This is a genomic window from Streptomyces sp. NPDC048696, from assembly GCF_043198895.1.
Lineage (GTDB): Bacteria > Actinomycetota > Actinomycetes > Streptomycetales > Streptomycetaceae > Streptomyces.
Window position 1 is genome coordinate 576,282 of record NZ_JBICVJ010000002.1, and the last position, 20,995, is coordinate 597,276.

The following is a 20,995-nucleotide window of genomic DNA, read 5'->3' on the forward strand; positions in this document are numbered from 1 at the left end:
GTCCGCTTGGATCGTGATGCGGTAAGAGAGGTTCTGGAGCGATGCACCTCCGGAGAACTAGACGTTCTGCAATTGCCACGATGGGCTGGGGCGATTCACATGCTGGAGCGTGTCGAGATCGACGAAGTGGACGTTGAGATTTTGACTCAATTCCTCTTCGAGGTGTCGAGTCCTGAACTATTCGAGCCGATCACCGTTGACGTATGTCAGCGATGGATCAGTCGAATGGAACATGCATAGCGATCTGCGTACGCAAAAGCCTGGAGGCCCGGACGGAGAAGATTCCGACCGGGCCTCCAGGGCGTTTGACGGCAACGGTGACGGCAACGTCAGCGGACGACGGCTGCGGTGGGCGGGTCGTCCGGGTCGTCGGTCGTGCCGAGGATGCTGCCGAGGGTGTCGATGGCCTGGCGTTGGAGGCGGAGTCGGACGTGGGCGTAGACGCCGGCGGTGACGCCGATGTGGGCGTGGCCGAGGAGTTCCTTGATGACGACGAGATCGACGCCTTGCTCCAAGAGCAGGGTGGCGGTCGAGTGCCGAAGGTCGTGGAAGCGGATCGCCCGGAGCCCTGCGCTGTGAAGGAGGCGGCGGAAGCGGCGGGTGAGGTTGGTGGGGTCGAGCGGCCTGCCCTTCGGGGTGGTGAAGACGAGCCCGTTGCCCATCCAGCCCGTTCCGGCCACCTGACGCTCTTCCTGCTGCCTTTCCTGGTGGATCTTGAGGGAACTGAGGCATTCGGTAGGGAGAGCGATGCGCCGCTCGGAGGCCAGGGTCTTGGTGTTCAGGACGGTCAGACCCTGGCTGCGGGTCCGCTGGAGGGAGCGGTGGATGGTGGCAGTGCCGCCGTCGAGGTCAAGGTCTTCCCAGTGGAGGCCAAGGAGTTCACCCTTGCGGAGTCAGGTGCGCAGGGCGAGTTCGTACAGGGCTTGGAGCCGGTCGCGGCTGGCCGCCTGAAGCAGTTTCCGTGCCTCGGCCGCCGTGAGGGGCTGGAATCGTCTCGGTCGGGGCGTGGCGGTCTTGACGTTCCGGGCGACGTTGCGAGGCAGTTCGTCCTCGCGGACGGCGTGTTCGAGGGCGGACTTGAGGACCGCGTGGATGTACGTCACGGTCAGCGGCGACAGCTGCTTCTCGCAGCATTGGCCGATGGCGCAGCAGCGCCGCCGCTTCGCGTCCCGTTCCTGGGCGCAGCACTGGCAGGTCACGCGGAGCCCGTCGAGGAAGGTCCGGACGTCGCGGGTGGTGAGCCGGGCGAGCTTCTTGGCGCCGAGGCCAGGGCTGAGGTGGAGCCGGATGGAGGCGGCGTAGCGGGTGTAGGTGTTCTCCCGCAGGTGGTGCACGGCGACGCCGTCGAGCCAGTATGCGAGATAGGAGCTCACGGTGCTGTCGGCCGCCGCGACGGGCAGTCCGCGGTTGCTGGCGGCGATCTTCTCCGTGAGCTTGGCCAGGGCGTCCTTGCGGGTGACACCGTAGACGCGGACGCGCTTGCGCGTGTTGCCCGGGGCGAGGACGTATCCGGCGGCCTCCCAACGGCCGTCCTTGCGCTGGTAGACGGTTCCGTCGCCGTTGGCGCGGGAGCGGGTGCGGCGGGATGAGGTGGGGCGCGGCGTGGTCATCAAGCGGCCTCCTGTTCCAGGCGGGTGCGGATGAAGTCGGTGAGCGCGTGGGCGGGGATTCGGCGGGCGCGGCCGAGGGTGATCGAGGCGAGTTGGCCAGAGCGGAGCAAGTCGTAGACGGCGGAGCGGCCGAGCTGGAGGCGGGCCATCACCTGGGGCACCGTCAGCAGCGCCGGTGCCGCCTCCGCATGGAGCACGGCGGGCGGGAGCAAGGCCATCAACAGCCGCCTTCGGCCGCGAACTGCCGTTCCAGTTCCCTGCGGTGCCAGACGTCAGCGGCGAGGAGAGCCGCGCCGGGGCTGTAGCCCGAGCCGAGGTAGTCCCAGTGGCCGACGACGAGCGTGGTCGTCGGGTCGTGCTCGGGCAGGCCGGCGTGGGTGCGGGCCTGTTCGGTGCGCCAGGTGCGGCGGGCGGCGCGCAGCGCGCCGAGGGTGGTGGAGTAGCTGCGGGACTTGGTGGAGAAGTGGCCGCGGAAGCCGAGCATGTGCGCCCACTTCCACAGCTTGAGATCGGCGAACTCCGGCAGCTTCCCCAGCTCCCAGCAGGTGCGGATCATCTGCCGCACGTGCCGGGCGACGGCGAGGCGGGGCAGGGGTCGGGCCTGTCCGATGCCGTCGCAGGCGGTGCAGGGCATCGGGGTCCCGTGAGGCAGGAGGGTGGCGCCGCGTCCTTGGCAGGGGCGGCAGAACAGGGAGCGGTCGAGGGTGCCGGAGGCGTCGGCGGACTTGGTGGCGTACTTGGCCACGTAGGCGGCCACGGCTTGATCGGTGAATTCGGCGTCGGCGCCGAAGGCGGTGATCTCGCGTACGTCGAGCTGCGCTCGGGGGCGCTACCGCTTCCGCGAGTACCACGTGACCACCGCCCCCGACCCCATGGCCCTGCCAGCGTTCGAGGCGGTCTGCGTCACCGGCGAAGAGCGCGACTGCGGCGCCACCTCGGGCACACTGCACACCCCGGACGAACTGACCCGTTGGATCGCCGGACACTGCGCCCAGAGCGGCCATGAGTTGTACGAGCAGACCGCCCGTGCCCTCGTCCGCGCCGAACCCGGGGCATGGCAGTAGAGTCCCGCTGCACCGACACAACGCCAGCGCAATCGCATGCCCCGAGCCGTTGACGGCAGTAGCGACGGCAACACCCACGGATTTTCCCGCACATCCACGGACTCCAGCGGAACGCAAATCACGCGCTGACCTGCGAAGAAGCAGGTAGAGGGGTACCGCGTAGCACACGTACTATGTCCTCGCGGGCAGTACGCCAGTGCTTGTGCACAATTCGTGTGGCGAGCCGTACGGCGAAGTTGCGGCAGACCTCGGAAGCCACGTCACAACGGGTCAGGTGGTTGACGCTGCTGGAAACAGGATCGGCGCGCCGGTGATGAGCGGAGAGAATGGATCCTGGAGGGAGATTGCTGATTTCCTTGCGGATTCTCCTAACATCACAAACCCACGCAGTGGGCCCATCGCCGCAGCTACTCATGTTGAGGCAAAGATTGCATGGGCGATGCGGAGTCACCCTGATGTGACGAGTGCAGATGTGGTGATCAACAACCCGAGGGGTGTGTGCCCTGCTCCATTTGGATGCACGGCGGCGGTTCCGGCGATCCTGCGGAGCGGCCAGACCATGCGAGTATTCTATCCGGGGGCAACCGAGCCAGTGATCCTTAGAGGGGTTGGTTAGAATTGATTCTCAATGCCATGATCAATCGCAAGTGGCACTACGCCGAGACATGGCCTGAGATGGCACTTCTGATCGATGAGGCCATCGAGAACCTCGAATCGGAGAGCAATTCCCCGTACTACAGTCCGGGGGACGATGCGCGTTTCATGTTTTCCGACAGGCGTTACACCGGTGACAGTGACGCGCCAAACAATTTTCTCCACGTCGCGGTCAACTCATCGACTAACTTTGGGGCTCTAATCTGGTTCGTCAGTGACGATCACCCGGTTAGGGGTGGGGTTTTTGACCATATCTGGGTATCGGACAATCTGAACCCGCCGAGCTTTGACCCGCGAGTTGTATCCGATCCGGGTGAACCAAGGTTTCACGACCCGAGAAGCTGCCTGCCGGTCCCCGAGGTGCGCGCAGCTCTTGAAGAATTCTGTCGAGCGGGCACGGGGAACCGTCCAGAGTGTATTCACTGGGTTCGCGGATTCATGAATGGATATCGCCTCGCCGAAGGTTAGCGGCAAATAGAAGTGGCCCCACCGGATCGTTTCCGGTGGGACCACTTGGCGCCTTGACGGCAATACTCGGTAGTTCGTTAAATCCGGTGGTAGAGGTCGAGGGGTTTGCCGGTGGTAACTGCATCGATCAGGGACTGGAGGTGGGCGGTGGGTCCGTGTCGGTCCAGGCACGCTACCAGCGTTGCAGGGTGGTGGCGGGGGTGAGTCAGGCCCGGACTGCGCGTAAGGCCCTGGGCCAGGAGGCTCTCGGCCGCACCACTGCCGAGTGGTGGATTCGAGACGAGCGAAATGGAGCTAGCGATGAGGCGGCCGATCGACTCTGCGCTTGGCGTGATGCAGGGGATCGTTGACCAAGTGGGGTCTGGTCACGAAGTCCTGGCTGTCGAGAAAGCCTTTGCGGCTGTCCGTAATTTCGAGCGGATTACATTCGATGTCCCAGATCGCATGGATTCCGACGGGTTCCTCTTCCAGTACGGAAAGGTGAACTGGTTTCCTGACCCGACCTTCGTCGTGGGCTTCGTGCGTCAGCTAGAAATCGTTGACGCTGATGGAGAACATGAAGCGTATTCACAGGTGCAGTTGGAGTATCGGTATCGAACCGATTCCGACCTAGATTCGATCCAGAGCTGTAACTCTTGGTGGTTCACCGAAAGCCAGGTCCCGTTCGATGATTGGCTTGAATCGGTGAAGCGAGATCCTATCTGGAGGGTCGTTCGCGCAAAGGTGCCTACGGTGTTTGATGTGTCGCACGGAACTTCATCGGGACGATTCCAGTAGCAAACCCGAAGCCCCATCAGGATGTCCTGACGGGCTTCGGGGTGCTGTGACGGCAGTAGTTGACGGCAGCGTCAGCGGACGGGTTCTAAATAAACGGGCGGATAGCCGCAGTCGCCTGGTCCAGGTTAGTGACCCAAGGCCGGCAGCTGACTCCTCGTGGCCCGCGAACTGATCAACCGCCGAGCCGCATAGAGCCCCGAACCAGCGAACTCCACCTTTGTCTCGGGTAATTAAGAGGCCGCTCGGTTCGGCCGAGAGAGCCGCGCCGCAGTGCCGGGCTGGCCTGGCGTCAGCCCATGAACGGCATTGGTGGGCGAGGGCTCCGGGGCACGCTCCTCAAGATTCTCCGTATATGATTTGTATACATGACGGCAACTCGGACTAATGGAGTGGATCGGCATGTCTCGGCCTGACCTGAAAGTAGCTGCCGCTGCTGTTGCGCAGCGCGGTTCCATCTTCTATCGCATCCTTGGCCCTCACGATGAGCGAGATTGGCTCGATTCCGTACTGGAATTGATCTGGGCCGCCGCGGAAGGTCAAGACGTGGGAGATGAGTGCGCTGAGGTGCTGGAGAAAATGGGTGAAGAGTCGCAGGCCGATGAATTTGACTCATCGCATTCAGAGTTCTTCGCTGCGAGGTCTCTGGAGCTAATCGGCAACGCCTTGGCCGTTGCGCTGCGGCCTGATCCGGAGAGGGTTGATCAATCCTATATTGCCCTGAGGGAGCTGCTATCAATCGTTGACTACAGGCTTGGGGGCAGTGAGTCCGTGGTCACTAGATACGGTGAACCCTCCCCTCTTCCTGGTCCACTGGAGCAAAAGGAGATAGAGGCGGAGGGAATGGTAAGAGATGAGCTAGCTCGATCCATGGGGCAAGTGGACGCCGTTGCTCGAATTCGAGAAGAATCTTCTAGGTTCTCGGTCGAAGTTACGCTTCCTATTACCGATTGCTTTAACGGCGATGATCTCTAAAGCTTGTCCCAAATATGCGTGCGAGGCCCGGCCAAGGTGGCGGACGGGGAGCCCGTCATACTCTGCGTGTGACGCTCAAGGGTTCCGACGTACCACTGCCCGATCCACGTGCGCTGATAGCGCAGACTGATTAGGCCTCGCTCTCGGACCTGCCGAGGACACGGCAATTGCGCTGGTTGGGCTTCTCAAAGAGGACCCAGACGTCCAGACCCGCTCATTGCGCCACCTCAATAGCCCCGTCCATCACCAAAGCACGCTCTACCCGGCTACGATCCCTGCAGCCCTGTTCGTAGCGGCGATCCTCGACGACCCTCGCACCATTACTGCCCTTGCTGACGGACCCCATGGTTCAGGGCATCCACTGCGTGCCGGGCTGCTGGACTGGCTGGGATCGGTGGTCGCCGAGGTCAGCGATGCGGCGGAAGCGGCAATGCTGCGGGTGGGCTTGCCTCTGGCAGACCACCCTGAGTCCGTCGCAATCCGGGCCCTGCGACCCAAAATTCTTCCGCGCCGTGTCTGGCTTTCTGGACGATTCTGACGCCGTCGTCCGAGAGGCCGCCACTGCTGCTGCTGTCCCTCTTCTCGATGCCCCTGATCTCGCGCACTATCGGCCGGCTCCAGCCACCCGGGTACGTAGCGTCTTGGCCGTCAGCGGCAACCGTTCGTTTCGCACCGCCGCAGCCGCCTGCCTCGTCGCTTGGGGCGAGGAAACGGCATCCAATTACGGTGAGCACACCCGGGATCCATGGGCTGGCGGCGATAGCAGCGAACCGCCCTTCTAATAACTCATTGGTGAGCCTGAGCACGTGAGTGCAAGGGCCTGCTGTATGAGGTGGAAGCCTGCCGCCCTTCCGGGGCTGAGATCCCTGTTGTCAGACCGGCTCCTCCTCGCCCGCGCCCTGCCAGGCGGAGACCTTCGGTAGTTCCGGGACCCAGGTCGACGCCTTATTCCAGAGACGTGGCGGTGGCTCCAAGAGGGTCCGTCCTGGACTCACCGTGGCGACAGTATTGTGGCTTACGTGCCGTTGCCTCAGCAGGTCGTGCCAGCGTGCACTCTCACCGCGGAGGCCCCGCGCGGACGCCCACCCGGCTTCGGGATGGGCCGGTTCCCCGACAGGACGTCGAGGGACGGGGCCATCCTCTGACTGCATGGTGTGGCTGCCGTCCCGGAATCGGACAGCAGCCCCTTGCAGGTAAAAAAGTATTCGCGGCGCGGTGTCACCCGCGTCCTATGGCTGAAGGCCGTCGTCGACCCCGGCCACGTTCCCACCCGACCGGAGCTGACGGCTGGCACTGAGCTGACGAGTGCGATCGCGGCGATCGACGGGTGGTCGCTGAAGAACCAGGCGATCGACACCCCGGATCTGGGCAGCACGTTCGAGTCGAAGATCCCCGGCACAGATCAGGCCGATGACTCCTCGCTCGGCTTCTACGAGGACCAGGTGTCCGACGAGATCGAGCAGTTGCTGACGAAGGACGCCACCGGCTGGGTCATCTTCCTTCGGAAGGGCGACGTGCCGGGGTCCCGGAGCATGGATGTCTTCCCGGTGCGGGTCGGTTCGCGGTCGCCGAATTACTCGACGGACAACGAGGCTGCGAAGTTCACGGTGTCGTTCTCGATCACGGAGAAGCCGACCCAGGACGCGGTGATCCCGCCCGCCGCAGCAGCGAAGGCCAGCCCGCAGCCCTCCTGATATTGCCCGGCCAGGTTCTGGTACGCGCAACAGCGCCTCCGCCTCCCCCCTTAACGGCGCTGTTCCGTGCAAACCCGGCCGGGCCCCAGCCCCCTTCCTCACCGTCTACTCCCGGAGTCTTCTGTATGTCCACCGCCGCTCGTTCCGTACCCGCTCCCCCGGCAAACGCCGTTGTCCGTGACGCGCATTGGGAGGCGAAGCTGGCGCGTCTGCGTGCCCGTCAGCTGCCGGAGCAGACGCTTCAGATCTGTGACGACCTGTCCGCTCGGAAGCAGCTGGAACAGGCGAAGCTGGAGGCCGCCCGCTGTCGCATGGCGGACGCGGAGGACCAGCGCACCATCAGCCCCGAGACCGAGCGGGCGGAAGCGGTGCTGGCCTCTGCACAGGCGGAGTTCGATGAGGTGTGTTTGTCCCTGACGTTCAAGGCGCTGCCGCGTCCGGCGCTGGATGGGCTGATCAAGCGGTTCCCGCCGACCGAAGCCCAGGCAGAGGACGGCGATGCGTGGAACCCGGAGACGTTCCCCGCGGCGCTGGTGGCGGCCGCGCACATCGAGCGTGATGACTCTGGTGCCGTGGTGGAGGGGCTGACCGAGGAGGAGGCGCAGGGCCTTCTGGACTCGTGGCCGGTGGCCGAGTCGAATGCGTTGTTCGCGGCTGCCTGGCAGGCGCAGCAGATCGTCCGCACCACGACGGTGGAGCTGGGAAAAGGCTGATCGCCGACACACGGTTGCGGGCTGAGCTGGAGATGTGCGACCGGTGGGGTATCCCGCACTCGCGGTTCCTCGGTGCGGGTGACGGTGCTTGGAGCGAGAGTGACCGGGCCAAGGCCCTGGCGTACGCGGCGTACCGGCGCAGTGTGTGTGAGCAGTGCGGGACCCGGGCTTCGGAGTGGGACGAGGCGCAGGGCGGTGACCGCTATGCATATGTGACGACCACGGTGCGGTGCGTGGGTTGTGAGTTGATCGCGGTTGAGCAGGACCAGGTCCCGGAGGGGCCTGACGGGTATGGGGTGCGCATCGGCCTTGTACCGCGCCTCCGTTAGGGGGTGGTGAGGGGCGCTGCCAGAAGGGGGCGCGGGGAGTAAGGGCACCGCCCGGTGTCGCAGTACACGCTCAGCGTTCAGGCGCGGGCGGACTTCTCCCAGCTGCTCTCCGAGGTCCGGCAGACCTCCCAAGCCCTGCGGGGCCTGGGCCGGGACACGGCTTCTCTTCACCGCCGGCTCTCGCAAGTCGGTGACGGAGGGCGCGGTGCCGCCACTGGGCTGCGCGCGCTGGGCCGCGACGCTGACAGTGCCCGGGGCGGGCTGCGCCGTCTGGGTTCCGACGGGCACGCCTCGACGCAGCAGTTGCGGCACGGTCTGTTCAGCGCACGCCAGGAGCTGCACCACCTGCGGGGCCTGGTCGTTGGTGGCGGCATCGTCGCCGGGCTGGCGGAGATTGCCCGGGAGGGCAACGAGTACCAGCGCGCCATTAACAAGTGGGGTGCGGTCACTGGGGCTTCGGGCCTGGAGATGGTGCAGGCGGGCGCGAAGGCCCGGGAGCTCGGCGCTGATCTGGAGATCCCCGGCACGTCGGCGGCGAAGGCCGCGGACGCGATGCTGGAGCTCGCCAAGGCGGGCCAGACCTCCACGTCGTCGATCGCGAACGCGCGGGCGGCGATGCAGCTTGCCGCCGCCGACAATCTCTCTGCCGCTGACGCTGCCCGGTTTTTGGGCGATGTCATGGACCAGTTCGGCCTGTCGTCGAACAACTCGGGCCGGGCCGCCGACGTCCTCGCAGCCGGTGCGAACGCAGCGTCGGGCGGGCTTCAGGACATCTACTACGCGATGTCGTATACCGGGCCGGTCGCCGCCCAGCTCAATGTGTCTCTGGAGGACACGGCGTCGGCGGTGGCGCTGTTGGCCCGCTCCGGCATCCTCGGCTCGAAAGCAGGAACGTCCCTGCGGGGGATGCTGACCAACCTGGCGAAGCCGACCAAGGCGATGCGCCAGGGCCTGTCGGATCTCGGTATCGAAGCGTGGGACGCCCAGGGCAACTTCAAGGGCCTGCGTACGGTCATCGAGGGCTTCGAGCAGGCCCAGCACCGGATGTCCCAGAAGGACTTCCTCGGTGCCCTCGCGAACGTCGTCGGTAAGCCGGCACTCGCCGGTGCTGCCGCTCTCGCGCATCAAGGTGTCGCGGCGTACGACCAGATGCACACCGCGATCGCCCGCACCGGCGCTGCCGAGGAGATCGCCGCCTCCCAGACCAAGGGTCTGTCGGGCGCGGTCACACAGCTTCGGACTCAGGCGAAGAACACCGGGCAGGTTCTGTATACGGCGGCGGCCCCCGCGATGGAGAAGTTCACGCGGATGCTGACTGCGGGGATGAGCGCCGCGACCCCGTATCTGGCGGGCGCGATCGACTACGTCCACGATCTGTACACGCTGGCCGGGCCGGGCCTCGGGGCTAAGGCCAAGGCCGGGGTGCGGGAGGTGACGGAGGCGTTCAGTGGCCTGGGGGACCCGTTCAAGGACGGGGCCGTGGATGTGGCGGCCGCTGGGCTGAACGTCCTGGCCAACGCGGGCCTCGCCGTGTGGGACGTCTTCCGCAACGTCGTCCAGGCGGCCGCTCCTGTAGTCGGGGCGATCACCGAGATCGGTGATGACTCCGAGGGTGCTGCCAGCGAGCTGGACCTGATTGTCACCGCCCTCAACCTGGCTTCCTCCGCCATCGGCACGGTTTCCAGGGTGTTGGTGCCGGTCGGACACACCGTGGCGTGGCTGGTGCGCGGTTTCACGGCGTTGCCGGGGCCGGTGCAGAGCGCGATCTTCGCGATGCTGCTGGCCCGCAACGTCACCCCTACGTTCCTGCGGCTGGGCAGCGCCGTGTCCGGGCCGGTGACGGGGGCGTTCCGGTCGCTGGGGCAGGAGATGCGGCTACAGCAGGGTCTGGCCGCGGCTCAGGGGCAGTCGATCGGCCGGGTGGGGCAGGCGCTCGCGGTGCTGGAGTCCCGGGTTCCGGTGGTGGGGCGGATGACGGCTGCGTTCCGCTCCGCCGAAGGCCCCGTCAGCGGCGTCGCCCGCGCTATTGGCTCCGGGCTGGGTGGCGCTGCCAGGGGCCTGATGGGTGCGCTGGGTGGCCCGTGGGGGGTGGCGATCGCCGCTGCCGGTGTTGGGCTGTCGCTGCTTGCCTCGCATCAGCAGAAGGCGGCGCAGGCGGCGGCCGAGCACCAGTCGCGGATCAGCAGCCTCACGCATGCGTTGCGCGAGTCCAACGGGCAGATCAACGACAGCGTGCGGGCGGCTGCCGCGCAGGCAGTCCTGGACACGAAGGTCTTCGACGGGAAGAACCGGCTCGTTGATGTGATGGCCAAGGCCGGTGTCACCGCACGGCAGCTGACCGATGCCTACCTCGGTCAGGACGGTGGCCTCAACGCGCTGCAGAACCGGTTGAAGGAGACCGCGGAGGCCAACACCCGGTGGCTGGCGACGTCTGGGGGTGCCGCCAAGACATACAACGAGCAGGGCCTGGCCGCGTCGCGGGCCGCCACCGCAATCGGTTCGGTCAAGGGCGAGATGTCCCAGGCGGTGAAGGACGCCAAGGACCTCGCCGACGCCACCGGGTCCGGCGGCCGGTCAGCAGCTGATGCGGTGGGCCCGTTCGGGAAGTTCTCCGACGCCATGCGCCGTCTGTCCGACACCACGGCGGACGCCGACACCCGGGCCCGCGCCCTGCACGACGCCCTGGATGTTCTGGCGGGCGGGTCAGTGAACCTGTCGGCGGCCGAGGCGCGGCTCAACCGGTCGGTGTCGGACGCCTCCGAGGCACTCAAGGGCGGCATCGACCAAGGGCAGGGCTACGGGAAGACCCTGGTGAACATGGACGGCTCGCTGTCCACGGTCACCCGCAACGGGCAGAAGCTGTACGACGTCCTTCAGGGGCTGTCGACGAACTCGGCGGACGCGGCACTGGCCGCCTACCAGTACGCGGACGCGAACGGGAAGACCGTGCCCGAGGCGTTGCAGGCTGCGCAGGCGCAGATGGCCAAGGCCCGCGAGTCGGCGATCACGACGGCTCAGGGGTACGGGCTGACGGCGGAGGCAGCGGCGAAGCTCGCCGACAACGCCGGGCTGGTGCCCTCGCAGGTGTCGATCCTGCTCCAGACCGCCGGCATGGACAAAGGCGTTGCCGAACTGATCGCGGTGCAGCAGGCGTTGAAGGCCACCCCGGATCAGAAGGCCGTCACGATCTCCACCCTCGACAACGAGGCCCGGGAGAACCTGAAGAGCCTGGGCTTCACGATCACGGACCTGAAGGACCGGCGGGTCCAGGTCACCGCGCCGACGGACATGGCCCGCACCGACTTGGACGCGCTCATCACGAAGATCGCGCAGACGCCGGGTGCCAAGAACGTCACCGTCACGGCGGCCACCGCGTCCACGATCGCCGGGCTGGAGAGCGTCAAGGCGGCCATCGCAAACGTGCCGGGCGGCAAGAGCGTCACGGTGAGCGCACTGACCGCCCAGGCCCGCCAGGCCCTGGAAAGTCTCGGGTTCGCGGTCCGGGAGGTGCCGGGCAGTAAGGACGTGTCGGTGAGCGTGCCGACCGGCACCGCGATCGGCAACGTCGCCGCGATCCAGAGCGCCATCAACAGTCTGACGGGTAAGACCGTCACGATCACGACGGTCCGCAACGAGGTCTACGGCGGTGTGCAGCCAGGCCCGTACCAGGACGGCTACGTCTTCCCGAAGGCCAACGGCGGTATCGTCGCCTTTGCCGACGGCGGAGTACGGGAGAACCACGTCGCGCAGATCGCCCAGCCGGGCGACTGGCGGGTGTGGGCCGAGCCCGAGACCCACGGCGAGGCCTACATCCCCTTCGCGTCCGGCAAGCGCGCACGCTCCAAGCTGATCCTTGACCAGGTGGCGAAGCGATTCGGGGGCAGCGTCACCTACCACGCGTCCGGCGGCATGTCGGACTGGAGCTACCAGCCGCTGGGCGGCTCGGGGTTCTCTATCGGCGATGTGATCTCGAAGTCCCAGAAGAAGGGCGACAAGGAGGTCTTCGACCTGGGGCTGTTCGAGAAGAACCTGCGCGCCTCGGTGTCTGCGGCGCAGTCGTGGCGGGCGAACCTCGCCACCGTGGCGCGGCGGGCGGGTACGGAGGTGGCCAAGGCGCTGGAGGAGATGGGCGCCGACGGTATCGAGCTGACCCGGAAGATGGCCACCGGCTCCGGCCGCTACGTGAACGAGATGGCCGAGCAGCTGAAGAAGCTGCCGTCCACAGCCCGGGCCAGTCTGGGTGACTACACCGGGCAGTTGCAGAACGCGGTCAAGGACGCCACCGGCTTCCAGAACAACCTGGCGCAACTGGCTTCCGACGGGTTCGGGGCGCTCGCCTCTCGCCTCGCCAAGCAGGGTGATGCCGACGCCGAAGCCCTGGCGAAGGAGGCGGTGAAGGACCGGGGCAAGGCGCAGCAGGCGGACCAGGCGGCGCGGGACGCGGACAAGCTGCCGGGTGGTGATCAGCTCACCGATCTGGTGGCGTTGATCGGCGCGCTGGCCTCCGGTCGCGGGATTCACGATGTGGCGGCGGCGACCGGGCTCGGCGAGGACCGGCTGATCGAGATCGCGAACCTCTCGACGAACCAGATCCGTAAGGCCGGGCGGAAGGCAGACCGGTTCTTGTCCGATCTAGTGAAGGCGAACGCCGGGCGGGCGTACGCGGACGGCGGGATGTGGGAGCCCGGCGTGTACGCGTCCAGCTCGGAGAGCGGGCTGATCAAGTTCGCGGAGCGGTCGACTGGTGGCGAGTCGTACATCCCCCACGCGAGCGCCAAGCGCGGCCGCGCCACCAGTGTGCTGGCCGCGACTGCCAGCAAGTTCGGCTACCGGCTGGCTCCCCGCACCCTGGTGGACGCGCGGGCCGGGCGGCCCCAGGTCGTGGTCGTGCAGCAGGCGCCCGCGATCGGCAGCCAGACCATCCATGTCACCCGGGCCGCCGCCACTGCCGACGACATCTCCTCGGCCCTCGCCTACCAGATGCGCCGTGCCCAGCGCGGAGGTGCCCTGCGGTGAGCCTGGAACTCAAGGATTTTCAGCTGGACTTCGGCGGCCTGCTGCTCGGTCACGGTACGCAGGTACCGATCGCGGAGATCGAAGGGCTGGCGCGGCCGGGAGTGCGGGGCGAACTCGTCGAACGCCCGGGAGCGGACGGGGCCTGGGCGAGCCCGGACTGGTACGAGGCTCGCACTCTGCGGATCGACTGCGGCATCAAAACCCCGGGCGACCCGGCGGCCGGACGTCAGATCCTGGCCGCCTTGCAGAAGGTTGCTGATCGTGCCGAGGTGCGCACCGTCGCGGGCGCAACGATGCCGCTGCGGATCAAGTGGCCCGGCTCCCCCACGCGTGTCCTGGGCGTGCGGGTGCGGAAACTCGACTCTTCTTGGAACAAGGCGGCGTTCGGCTGGATCCCCCTGGACATCGAACTGGTCGCCCCCGACCCGCGGTTCTACTCGGACACCGAGCAGCAAACGGAACTACGGCTGGGCTGGTTGAGCGGCGGTGGCTTCACCGCTCCGGTGCAGGCTCCGATCAAGGTCACCAGCGCCAGCCCGAGCGGCCAGCAGCGGCCGGGCTGGGTCACCAACACCGGCACCACCGACGCCTACCCGGTCCTCACCGTGTACGGGCCGGTCGCCAACCCACAGGTGCGGCACGTGGAGACCGCCCGGGCGGTGGATCTCCAGATCACGCTCGGTGCTGGTGAATGGGTGCGCATCGACACCCGGCCCGGGCAACGCACCGTCACCCGCAACAACGGCGGCACCGTGGCCATCACCTCGCCCCTGGAGGACTTCTTGATCCCGCCCGGCCGCAGCGAGATCCGCTGGTCCGGGTCCGACCCCACCGCGACCGCGCGCCTGACAGTGACCTGGCGCGACGCCCACACCGCCCTCTGATCCTCCACCGAAGGAATGTCTGTCCGTGACGCTCGCCCAAGCCCCCCTCCTCGTATCCGGTGCCACCCACAGTGCCCAGACGTTCCGAATGATGATCAAGGATCTGTCGCGCGGATCGGAAGGGGTGACCGAAGCCGCCGACCTTAAGGTCACCCCGTTGCCCGTGCCCGGAGCGGGGGTGCAGATCGCGGACGGGTCGGCGGTCATCCGGGGCCGGGCGAACGCCTGGCAGGGCTCCTACACCGCCTACAACATCGGCACCGCAACCGTGCCGATCGCCCCGACCAGTGCGGGGGCCGGGCGCAGCGACCTGATCGTGCTCCGTGTCCAGGACCCGGAGTTCGAGGGCGGGAAGGACCCGGCCACCGACGCGATCAACACGTTCGACGTCATCCCCAACGTCGGCAAGGCCACCAGCTTGCCCGCCGGGGTGACGGGCATCGCGCTGGCCCGAATCGACATCCCGGCGTCCACCGGCACCATCACCGCAGGGATGATCACCGATCTGCGGCAGGTGGCGCTGCCCCGTCGGGAGCGCACCCAGTACCTGGCCTTCCCTCACGAGCTGACAAAAGCCTGGAAGGACGACGAGCAGTGGCACGACTGGCCCGCCCCGGCCCGCTGGCAGATCCGCGTGCCGGAGTGGGCGACCAGTGTGATCTTCTCCGTCACCGTCGCCGGGCTGCGCCTGGACTACGACAACGTGTACGGCATCGTCCGCCCCCTGTTCGGCAGCGTCGTGGGCCAGGGTGTGGTGGTCAACGACGAGCAGGGCAAGGTGGTGCGCCGCAACACGCTAATCGTGGCCGACACCCTCACCCTGCCGCCCGCCTTTCGCGGCACAAGCCAGCCGCTGTATCTCCAGGCGCGGATGGCCAAGACCGTCAAGGGTGACCTCGGCGTGGACGAAGGCTCGACGATCGTCGCGGATGTCGAGTTCATCGAGGGCCCGGTATGACCTACCGTTACCTCACCCAGCACGCCCTGACCGGCCAATGGCTCTCCACTGATCTGCCGCTGTCCGGGGTCGAGTTCGGCCCCGACCTCAACGGGCCGGGCGCGCTGCGCGGCCACCTGGCACCACGCCTGGCCCACCTGCGCGAAGAGCTCGTTGATCCGGGCACGACGCTCCTGTACGTGGAGCGGGACGGGCTGCTGCGGTGGGGCGGCATCATCTGGCGTGCCGAGCCCGAGGGCAACGAGTTGCCCATCGAGGTGGCGGGCTGGACGTCGTACTTCCAGCACCGCCGTGACCTCGACGGCGAGCTCGGCGGGCGCGGCCCCTACGTGCGGGAGGACCCGTGCCGGATCATCCGGGACGTCGTCGCCTATGCCCAGTCGGTACCCGACGGAGATCTGGGCATTACGGTCGACGCGACGGTATCGGCGGCGAAGGTGGGCACGCCGGCCGAGCCGTGGCATTCGCACTGGTGGGAGCGTCCCGTGCTGGGCGACCAGATCGACGACCTGGTGCGCGGCCCCGACGCCCCCGACTACACGTGCACGGTGTGGTGGGACACCGACCGCCGGCCGGTCCGCCGTATCCAGCTTGGCTACCCGCGGCTGGGCAGGCGGCGCACGGACATCGCCTTCGCCACCGGGATGAACATCATCCGCAGCGTCCCCGTGGCCAAAAGCGGTGACGATGCCGCCCAGGTCGTGATCGCCACCGGAGCGGGAGAAGGGCGCTCGCAACTGCGGGCGGTGGACGCGGTCCGTAACGGCAGGCTCCGCCTGGAGCACGTCCTGGAGCTCCCCGAGGTGCGCAGCACCCAGGTGCTGGCCCAGCGCGCGAAGGCGGAGCGGCTGTGGCGCCAGGCCCCGGGCTCGGTGGAGGAGATCACCGTCCGCGACCACCCGGCTTCCCCCATCGGGTCGTGGCAGATCGGCGATGACGTTCAGGTCAGCGTCCGGGACCAGTGGACGAACTGGTCCGGCTGGTGCCGCATCACCGGCTACACGATCCGCCCCGACACGCCCGAGGGCGAGACCGCCACCCTTCGCCTTGGCCCCGCCGGCTCCTTCCAGTACGGCACCACCGCCACCTGAAACTCCGAAAGAACCATCTGTGTCCACTGATATCGGCAGCCGCCTGGTCCGCCTGGAAAGGCAGCTCGCGGCCGCGATCCGCGCCCCCAAGTTCGCCAACGCCAGCATCGAGAACACCACCATCGAGGTCTACGACGAGACCGGGTCCCTGCGCGCCCTCGTCGGGCAGCAGCCGGACGGGACGAGCGGGGTCACCGCCGTCAACGGCCCTCCCCCGCCAGCCCCGGCCTTGCCCCAGCTCACGCCGGTGCTCGGCGCCATCTCCGTCGGCTGGGACGGCACCTTCCCCACCGCGCAGGCCGCCCCGCTCGACTTCGCGCGTATCGAAGTCCACGCCTCCCCAGCAGCCGCGTTCGAGCCGGGACCGTGCACGCTGCGCGGCAGCCTGGAATCCCCGCAAGGCGGCACCCTCACCATCCCCACCGACACGCCGCTGTACGTACGGCTGGTGGCCCGCAACACCTCCGGCACCGCCTCCGCCCCGTCCCCGGTCGCCGGGCCTGTCGCCCCGGCCCCCGTGGACCAGTCCGTCCTCGACAGTGCCCTGAGCGACGCCACCTCCCAGCGATTCACCGACACCATGCGCGACGCCTCCACCTGGCACGCCGCCAACACAGCCCCCGGCACCTCGTGGACGATCCGCACCCCGGTCCCAGATGCGCCGCAGGGCCCAGATGTGCTGGAGGCGTCCGGGACGGTGCAGCTGTACTCCACCACCCAGATCGCCATCGACCCCGACACCCTGTACCGGATCTCCGTCCGCATCCGCGCCACCAGCCAGGCCCCCGAGGGGCCGACCGAGGTCTACGCGGGCTTGATGGGCTATGCGGCGGACGCCACCACCCTCGTCAACTGCACAGGCGAGCCATCCCCGTTCAACCAGCACTATGCGGCCGCCTACGGGAAGACGCTGCCCGCCTCCGACGGATGGAAGGTGTACACCGGCTACGTCCGTGGACGCGCCGCCGCCGGCGCCGCTGCCCCGCGGGGCTCCTTCCCCGACCCTCGGACCCCCGCCGTCCTCCACGGCGACGTGCGGTTCGCCCGGCCGATGTTCTGGCTCAACTACGGCCGCAGCACGGCCTCCATGATGCAGATCGACACCATGACCGTCGAAGCCGTCCGCACCGGAGTGGTCGGCGCGGGCAACCTCACCACCGGCGCAGTGACCACTCCGGCGATCGCGAACGGCGCCGTCACCGTCGACAAACTACGCGTCGGCGCCACCGGCAACCTCTGCCTCGACCCCTCCTTCGAAATCGGACATGTCACACGACTCATCACCCAGCTCCAGATCCCCTGGGCATCAGTCGAAGCAGGCGGCAACCGCTCCCCCAACGCGCTGCGCATCGACACCGCAGCAGGCGGGGCTTCACGGACCTGGAGCTACGATCCGTTCCCGATGAATCCCGGCGAGCAGTTCTGGCTCGCCACCGACGTCAAGTACTCGCCCGACTGGGCAGGCACGGGCGTGGCCATCGCGCTCGCCTGGCAGGGAGCCGACGGCAAGACGATCAGCCGCAGCAGCATCCCTGCCCCCACCGTCCCGGGCAGCGCGTGGCGGCGGATCTCGGGTAGCGTCCGCGCCCCGGCCAACACCGTCCGGGCGGCCCTCCAGCTCGAAGCCACTGGCGGCACAGCGGGGGCGGTGTGGTTCGACAACGTGGAGTGCCGCGCGGTGCTCTCCTCGGCCACCACCGGGGAACGGGCCGAACTCAGCCCCGACGGCGTCCGTCTCTTCGACCAGGACGGCGAGCAGGTCGTCAGCCTCGTCACGGGCGAGCCCAACTACCTCACCCTCTCCTCCCAGGGACGGGCCGTCGCCTCCATCAGCGAGGAGGGCCGGGCCGGTTTCCAGTCCCTGGCAGTCGCCGAAGACCTCACATGGCGAGGCGACAGTCTCTCCACCCATCTGGACCGGCTGCCGCGCGGCATCCAGGCGATCAACACCCAGCTCACCGCGAACGTCACCTCCGCGATGGGTATCGAGATGGGCTGGGTGGAGCTCGCCTGCACCATCGACACGACGCGCATGTACCGGATCGTCGTCGACACCTACACCGATCCGTCCCTCGACGGGGGCGAAGTGGTGCTGTTTCTTCGCGACGGCGGGACCGGCGAGCCGACCCTTCAGTCCCGCCAGCTCCATAGTCACGTCACCCCGATCAAAGGTGAGGGATGGCACCGGGCCCACCTGGAACTCACCTGCCCGGGAACCTACTTGGGCGATGGCACGCACCGGCTGCTGTCGTCCTTCCTGTGCCGGTGGGCACCTGCCGGGCAGACGGTGCGGCTGTTCGGCTCGGACGGCTACCCGAGCGTGATGTACGTCGAGGACATCGGCCCCGCCCTGCCCTCCACTGGCGGCCTCAACCCTGCCGGCGCCAGCCAGCCCCTGCCCAAGCCCCTACCCACCCGGTACACCAAGACGTACGCGGCCGCCTGGAGCGGCAGCTACGCCAACCGCGGCTCCTACAACTCGTATTACGGCAGCCAGCTCGTCCAGGGCTACTACTCCAGCACCAACGGCACACAGGCCGCCTTGGTCGGCTTCCCCACCGCGCTCGCGAACGACCTCGCGGGCGCGAAGATCGAATCCGTCCAGCTCTACCTGTACTTCGAGCACTGGTACGCCACCTCCGGCGGACGAGCAGTCATCAAAGCCCACGGCCACTCCTCCCGCCCGACATCCTTCTCCTCGGACGGCGCGTCCATGTCCGTGAGCTGGGGCCGCAACGAAGGAAAGTGGATCGACATCTCCTCGATCTTCGACGAGACCCGGTGGCGCGGAATCGCCCTCGACCCAGGCAGTTCGTCGAGCACCTACTACGGACGTGCACGAGGTGTCGGGCAGTCTAATCCGCCGCAGTTGAAGGTGACGTACACGAAATAGCTGCACAACTTTGGGTGGTTGTGTCGCGCGCTCGGGGTCGTCATCAGGACGCTGTGCGGCTTCGGGCTGGATGGTTTGGCGCGACCGCGTGCAGGCGGGCCAGTTGCCCGAGGAGCTGAGCCCGCCACACCTCCGAGCAGTTTCAGCCGTGATCTTGCGCCGCGCAGTCGCGTGCTGTCGCCGGGCAACGAGGTTATGAAGCGGGAGTCGGGCCGGTGCTCGCCGTGTGACCGCACGAGGGACGCGTGGGTGAAATGGCGAACTCGCGTCTATGGCTCGGGAGGTGCGCATGGTGGATTGATTCGAACATGCGCACCAAAATAGGAGGATCAATGAGACGCATACGCACTTTCTCGGCGCTGCGGCACATGGCCGCCGGCGCTGTCCTGGCTGTTCTCACGGGCGTGGGAACAGCATCAGCTTCCAGTTACCGCCGGATCCCAATCCGTCAAAAGCTCCGGTGTCGTATTCGGTGGCCGGTCCGGAGAACACGGCGGCATCCGGGTCGCAACCCGCGTCCGGCCCCAGTCCGTCAGCCGGTACGGGGTACCGGTACGGAAACTACTGGCGCGTCGTCACCCCGGACGTCAGGGCTGTTCCAAAGTCCTTTGATGTTTGTGTAGTTGCTGGTCACGGGGTGATGCCGAGGAGGTCGAGGGGCGGGTGAAGGGTTCGTAGGACAGCTTGCGGAGGGCGGCGGCGATGTTGGTGTGGCCGTGCTCGCGGAGCTTGTTGATCGCGAGGTTGCGCAGGGTGGCCATGTTCTCCGGCCCGTGTCCGGTCCGGACCTGGGAGGCGTCCTCGATGAACGTGACGTCTCTGACGTGGTGGACGGCCTCGATGCCCCACTGTGACCTGGCGAGTCGACCGATGGCCTGGGGTGATGCCTCACGTGGCGTCATATCGGTGATCGCGTAGACGGTCTGCCGGGTGACCTTGCCGGTCTTCAGGTCGGTGCGGTGTCGCGGGATCTTCGCGGCCTGGACCACGTGCGGGAAGTCCAGGTGGAGGCCGGTGACGGTGAGTGTGCGCACCGAGCGGGTCTCGCGTCTCCCGTGTCCGCGCTCGCGGTCATAGCGGCGGGCGGTCACCTCCTTCCACGGGCAGGGCCTTGGCCGCCGTCTGCAGGTTCGGCTGGTTGCCCTTGACGACCAGCAGGTAGTGCGCGCCTTCTTCACCTCCACCAGCCATTTCGCGTGCTCGCGTTGGGTATGCAGGGCGTCCGCGGTCACCACGGTGCCGGTCAGGTCGAGCGGGGCCAGCAGGGCGGCGAACCCGGAGATCTCGTTGGTCTTGCCGGGCACCCGCAGCTGGCTGACGATGCGGCCGGCGCCGATGACGGCGGACAGCAGGTGGGCGGCGGGCGCGGTATCAGTGCGCGAGCCGCGGGCGCTCTTGCCGTCCACCGCAACCGACCCCGCCCCCACGGGAGCCTCGCCGGTCAAGTCGGCCAGGCCGCCCGGGCAGACGGCACAGACAATCCTCCGGATCGTCGACCCGCTCGGCGCGATCCGCACGTTCAGCGAGGCCAGCAGACGCGCACCACACCGGGCCAGGGTCGGCTGCGGGGCGCTGCGGGCCCACTGCCCGATCGCCGTGTACGAGCGCGCGCCCGCCGCCACAGCGGACGCGGTGATCAGCAGCACCGCCAACAACGGGTGACGCACGCCCCGGCGATGGCGCGGGTCCGGCAGCCTGACCAGCCGACGCTCCGTCAACGACAGCCCCGTACACCCCGCCAGCGAAGGCGACTTGACGAGGCAGACGGTGGCAGACTGACGGCACATCGAGGCTCCGGTTCTGGACGACGACTGGCAAGGTCATCCGTCCACAACGGGAGCCTGGATCTGTTCGTAGCAGCCCCCACCGACA

Annotated in this window: 14 protein-coding genes and 2 pseudogenes; 12 read left to right on the plus strand and 4 right to left on the minus strand. The window is 67.5% G+C overall.

Annotated features, from left to right (window positions below):
* Positions 1-329 precede the first annotated feature (329 nt).
* The 3 genes and pseudogenes from ACGFRG_RS05640 to ACGFRG_RS05650 all read right to left on the minus strand — a co-directional run.
* A pseudogene (locus tag ACGFRG_RS05640) lies at positions 330-1,610 on the minus strand (tyrosine-type recombinase/integrase).
* Positions 1,610-1,828, minus strand: coding sequence for a helix-turn-helix domain-containing protein (locus ACGFRG_RS05645; protein WP_393261634.1), 219 nt, complete (start codon positions 1,826-1,828; stop codon positions 1,610-1,612). Before ACGFRG_RS05645 ends, ACGFRG_RS05640 begins: the two are co-directional and overlap by 1 nt.
* Positions 1,828-2,427 (minus strand): annotated as a pseudogene (locus ACGFRG_RS05650) (replication initiator); the annotation flags it as partial. The pseudogene ACGFRG_RS05650 and the gene ACGFRG_RS05645, both read right to left, overlap by 1 nt.
* On the opposite strand from ACGFRG_RS05650, the gene ACGFRG_RS05655 reads away from it, so the two are divergent.
* The 12 genes from ACGFRG_RS05655 to ACGFRG_RS05710 all read left to right on the plus strand — a co-directional run bounded on the left by ACGFRG_RS05655 (position 2,378) and on the right by ACGFRG_RS05710 (position 19,123).
* Positions 2,378-2,674 carry a hypothetical protein gene (locus ACGFRG_RS05655; RefSeq protein ID WP_393261637.1) on the plus strand — a complete coding sequence of 99 codons (297 nt, stop codon included), beginning with the start codon at positions 2,378-2,380 and terminating at the stop codon, positions 2,672-2,674. The pseudogene ACGFRG_RS05650 and the gene ACGFRG_RS05655 overlap by 50 nt on opposite strands.
* Before the next feature lie 202 nt (positions 2,675-2,876).
* A complete protein-coding gene (locus tag ACGFRG_RS05660; RefSeq protein WP_393261840.1) occupies positions 2,877-3,290 on the plus strand; it encodes a DddA-like double-stranded DNA deaminase toxin in 414 nt (137 codons plus the stop codon).
* Between the two features lie 17 nt (positions 3,291-3,307).
* Positions 3,308-3,796, plus strand: coding sequence for an Imm1 family immunity protein (locus ACGFRG_RS05665; RefSeq protein ID WP_393261640.1), 489 nt, complete (start codon positions 3,308-3,310; stop codon positions 3,794-3,796).
* Positions 3,797-4,096: 300 nt separating this feature from the next.
* Positions 4,097-4,573, plus strand: a complete 477-nt coding sequence (locus tag ACGFRG_RS05670) for a hypothetical protein (protein ID WP_393261642.1) — start codon at positions 4,097-4,099, stop codon at positions 4,571-4,573.
* Positions 4,574-4,972: 399 nt separating this feature from the next.
* Positions 4,973-5,545 (plus strand): hypothetical protein, encoded by a 573-nt coding sequence (locus tag ACGFRG_RS05675; RefSeq protein ID WP_393261645.1) that lies wholly within the window; start codon positions 4,973-4,975, stop codon positions 5,543-5,545.
* Positions 5,546-6,699: 1,154 nt separating this feature from the next.
* Positions 6,700-7,239, plus strand: a complete 540-nt coding sequence (locus ACGFRG_RS05680) for a hypothetical protein (protein ID WP_393261647.1) — start codon at positions 6,700-6,702, stop codon at positions 7,237-7,239.
* Positions 7,240-7,364: 125 nt separating this feature from the next.
* Positions 7,365-7,952, plus strand: coding sequence for a hypothetical protein (locus ACGFRG_RS05685; protein WP_393261649.1), 588 nt, complete (start codon positions 7,365-7,367; stop codon positions 7,950-7,952).
* Between the two features lie 383 nt (positions 7,953-8,335).
* Positions 8,336-13,297 (plus strand): phage tail tape measure protein, encoded by a 4,962-nt coding sequence (locus tag ACGFRG_RS05690; protein WP_393261652.1) that lies wholly within the window; start codon positions 8,336-8,338, stop codon positions 13,295-13,297.
* Complete coding sequence (locus ACGFRG_RS05695; protein WP_393261654.1) at positions 13,294-14,181, plus strand: hypothetical protein; 888 nt, start codon at positions 13,294-13,296, stop codon at positions 14,179-14,181. Before ACGFRG_RS05690 ends, ACGFRG_RS05695 begins: the two co-directional genes overlap by 4 nt.
* A 91-nt stretch (positions 14,182-14,272) precedes the next feature.
* On the plus strand, positions 14,273-15,139 hold the full coding sequence (locus ACGFRG_RS05700) for a hypothetical protein (RefSeq protein WP_393261656.1): 867 nt from the start codon (positions 14,273-14,275) through the stop codon (positions 15,137-15,139).
* The gene (locus tag ACGFRG_RS05705; protein ID WP_393261658.1) at positions 15,136-16,230 is read left to right on the plus strand and encodes a hypothetical protein; all 1,095 of its coding nucleotides are present in this window, start codon (positions 15,136-15,138) and stop codon (positions 16,228-16,230) included. The genes ACGFRG_RS05700 and ACGFRG_RS05705 overlap by 4 nt, the downstream gene beginning before the upstream one ends.
* 19 nt (positions 16,231-16,249) lie before the next feature.
* Positions 16,250-19,123 carry a hypothetical protein gene (locus tag ACGFRG_RS05710; RefSeq protein ID WP_393261660.1) on the plus strand — a complete coding sequence of 958 codons (2,874 nt, stop codon included), beginning with the start codon at positions 16,250-16,252 and terminating at the stop codon, positions 19,121-19,123.
* 587 nt (positions 19,124-19,710) lie between these two features.
* Here the strand turns inward: ACGFRG_RS05710 and ACGFRG_RS05715 are convergent.
* The gene (locus ACGFRG_RS05715) at positions 19,711-20,841 is read right to left on the minus strand and encodes an ISAs1 family transposase (RefSeq protein WP_393261663.1); all 1,131 of its coding nucleotides are present in this window, start codon (positions 20,839-20,841) and stop codon (positions 19,711-19,713) included.
* Positions 20,842-20,995: the final 154 nt, after the last annotated feature.

Bases quoted from the DNA above. Each gene is read 5' to 3' on its own strand.
- ACGFRG_RS05670 (WP_393261642.1), top strand. From the start codon at position 4,097: ATGAGGCGGCCGATCGACTCTGCGCTTGGCGTGATGCAGGGGATCGTT.
- ACGFRG_RS05700 (WP_393261656.1), top strand. From the start codon at position 14,273: ATGATCAAGGATCTGTCGCGCGGATCGGAAGGGGTGACCGAAGCCGCC.
- ACGFRG_RS05705 (WP_393261658.1), top strand. From the start codon at position 15,136: ATGACCTACCGTTACCTCACCCAGCACGCCCTGACCGGCCAATGGCTC.
- ACGFRG_RS05675 (WP_393261645.1), top strand. From the start codon at position 4,973: ATGTCTCGGCCTGACCTGAAAGTAGCTGCCGCTGCTGTTGCGCAGCGC.
- ACGFRG_RS05665 (WP_393261640.1), top strand. From the start codon at position 3,308: ATGATCAATCGCAAGTGGCACTACGCCGAGACATGGCCTGAGATGGCA.
- ACGFRG_RS05685 (WP_393261649.1), top strand. From the start codon at position 7,365: ATGTCCACCGCCGCTCGTTCCGTACCCGCTCCCCCGGCAAACGCCGTT.
- ACGFRG_RS05645 (WP_393261634.1), bottom strand. From the start codon at position 1,828: ATGGCCTTGCTCCCGCCCGCCGTGCTCCATGCGGAGGCGGCACCGGCG.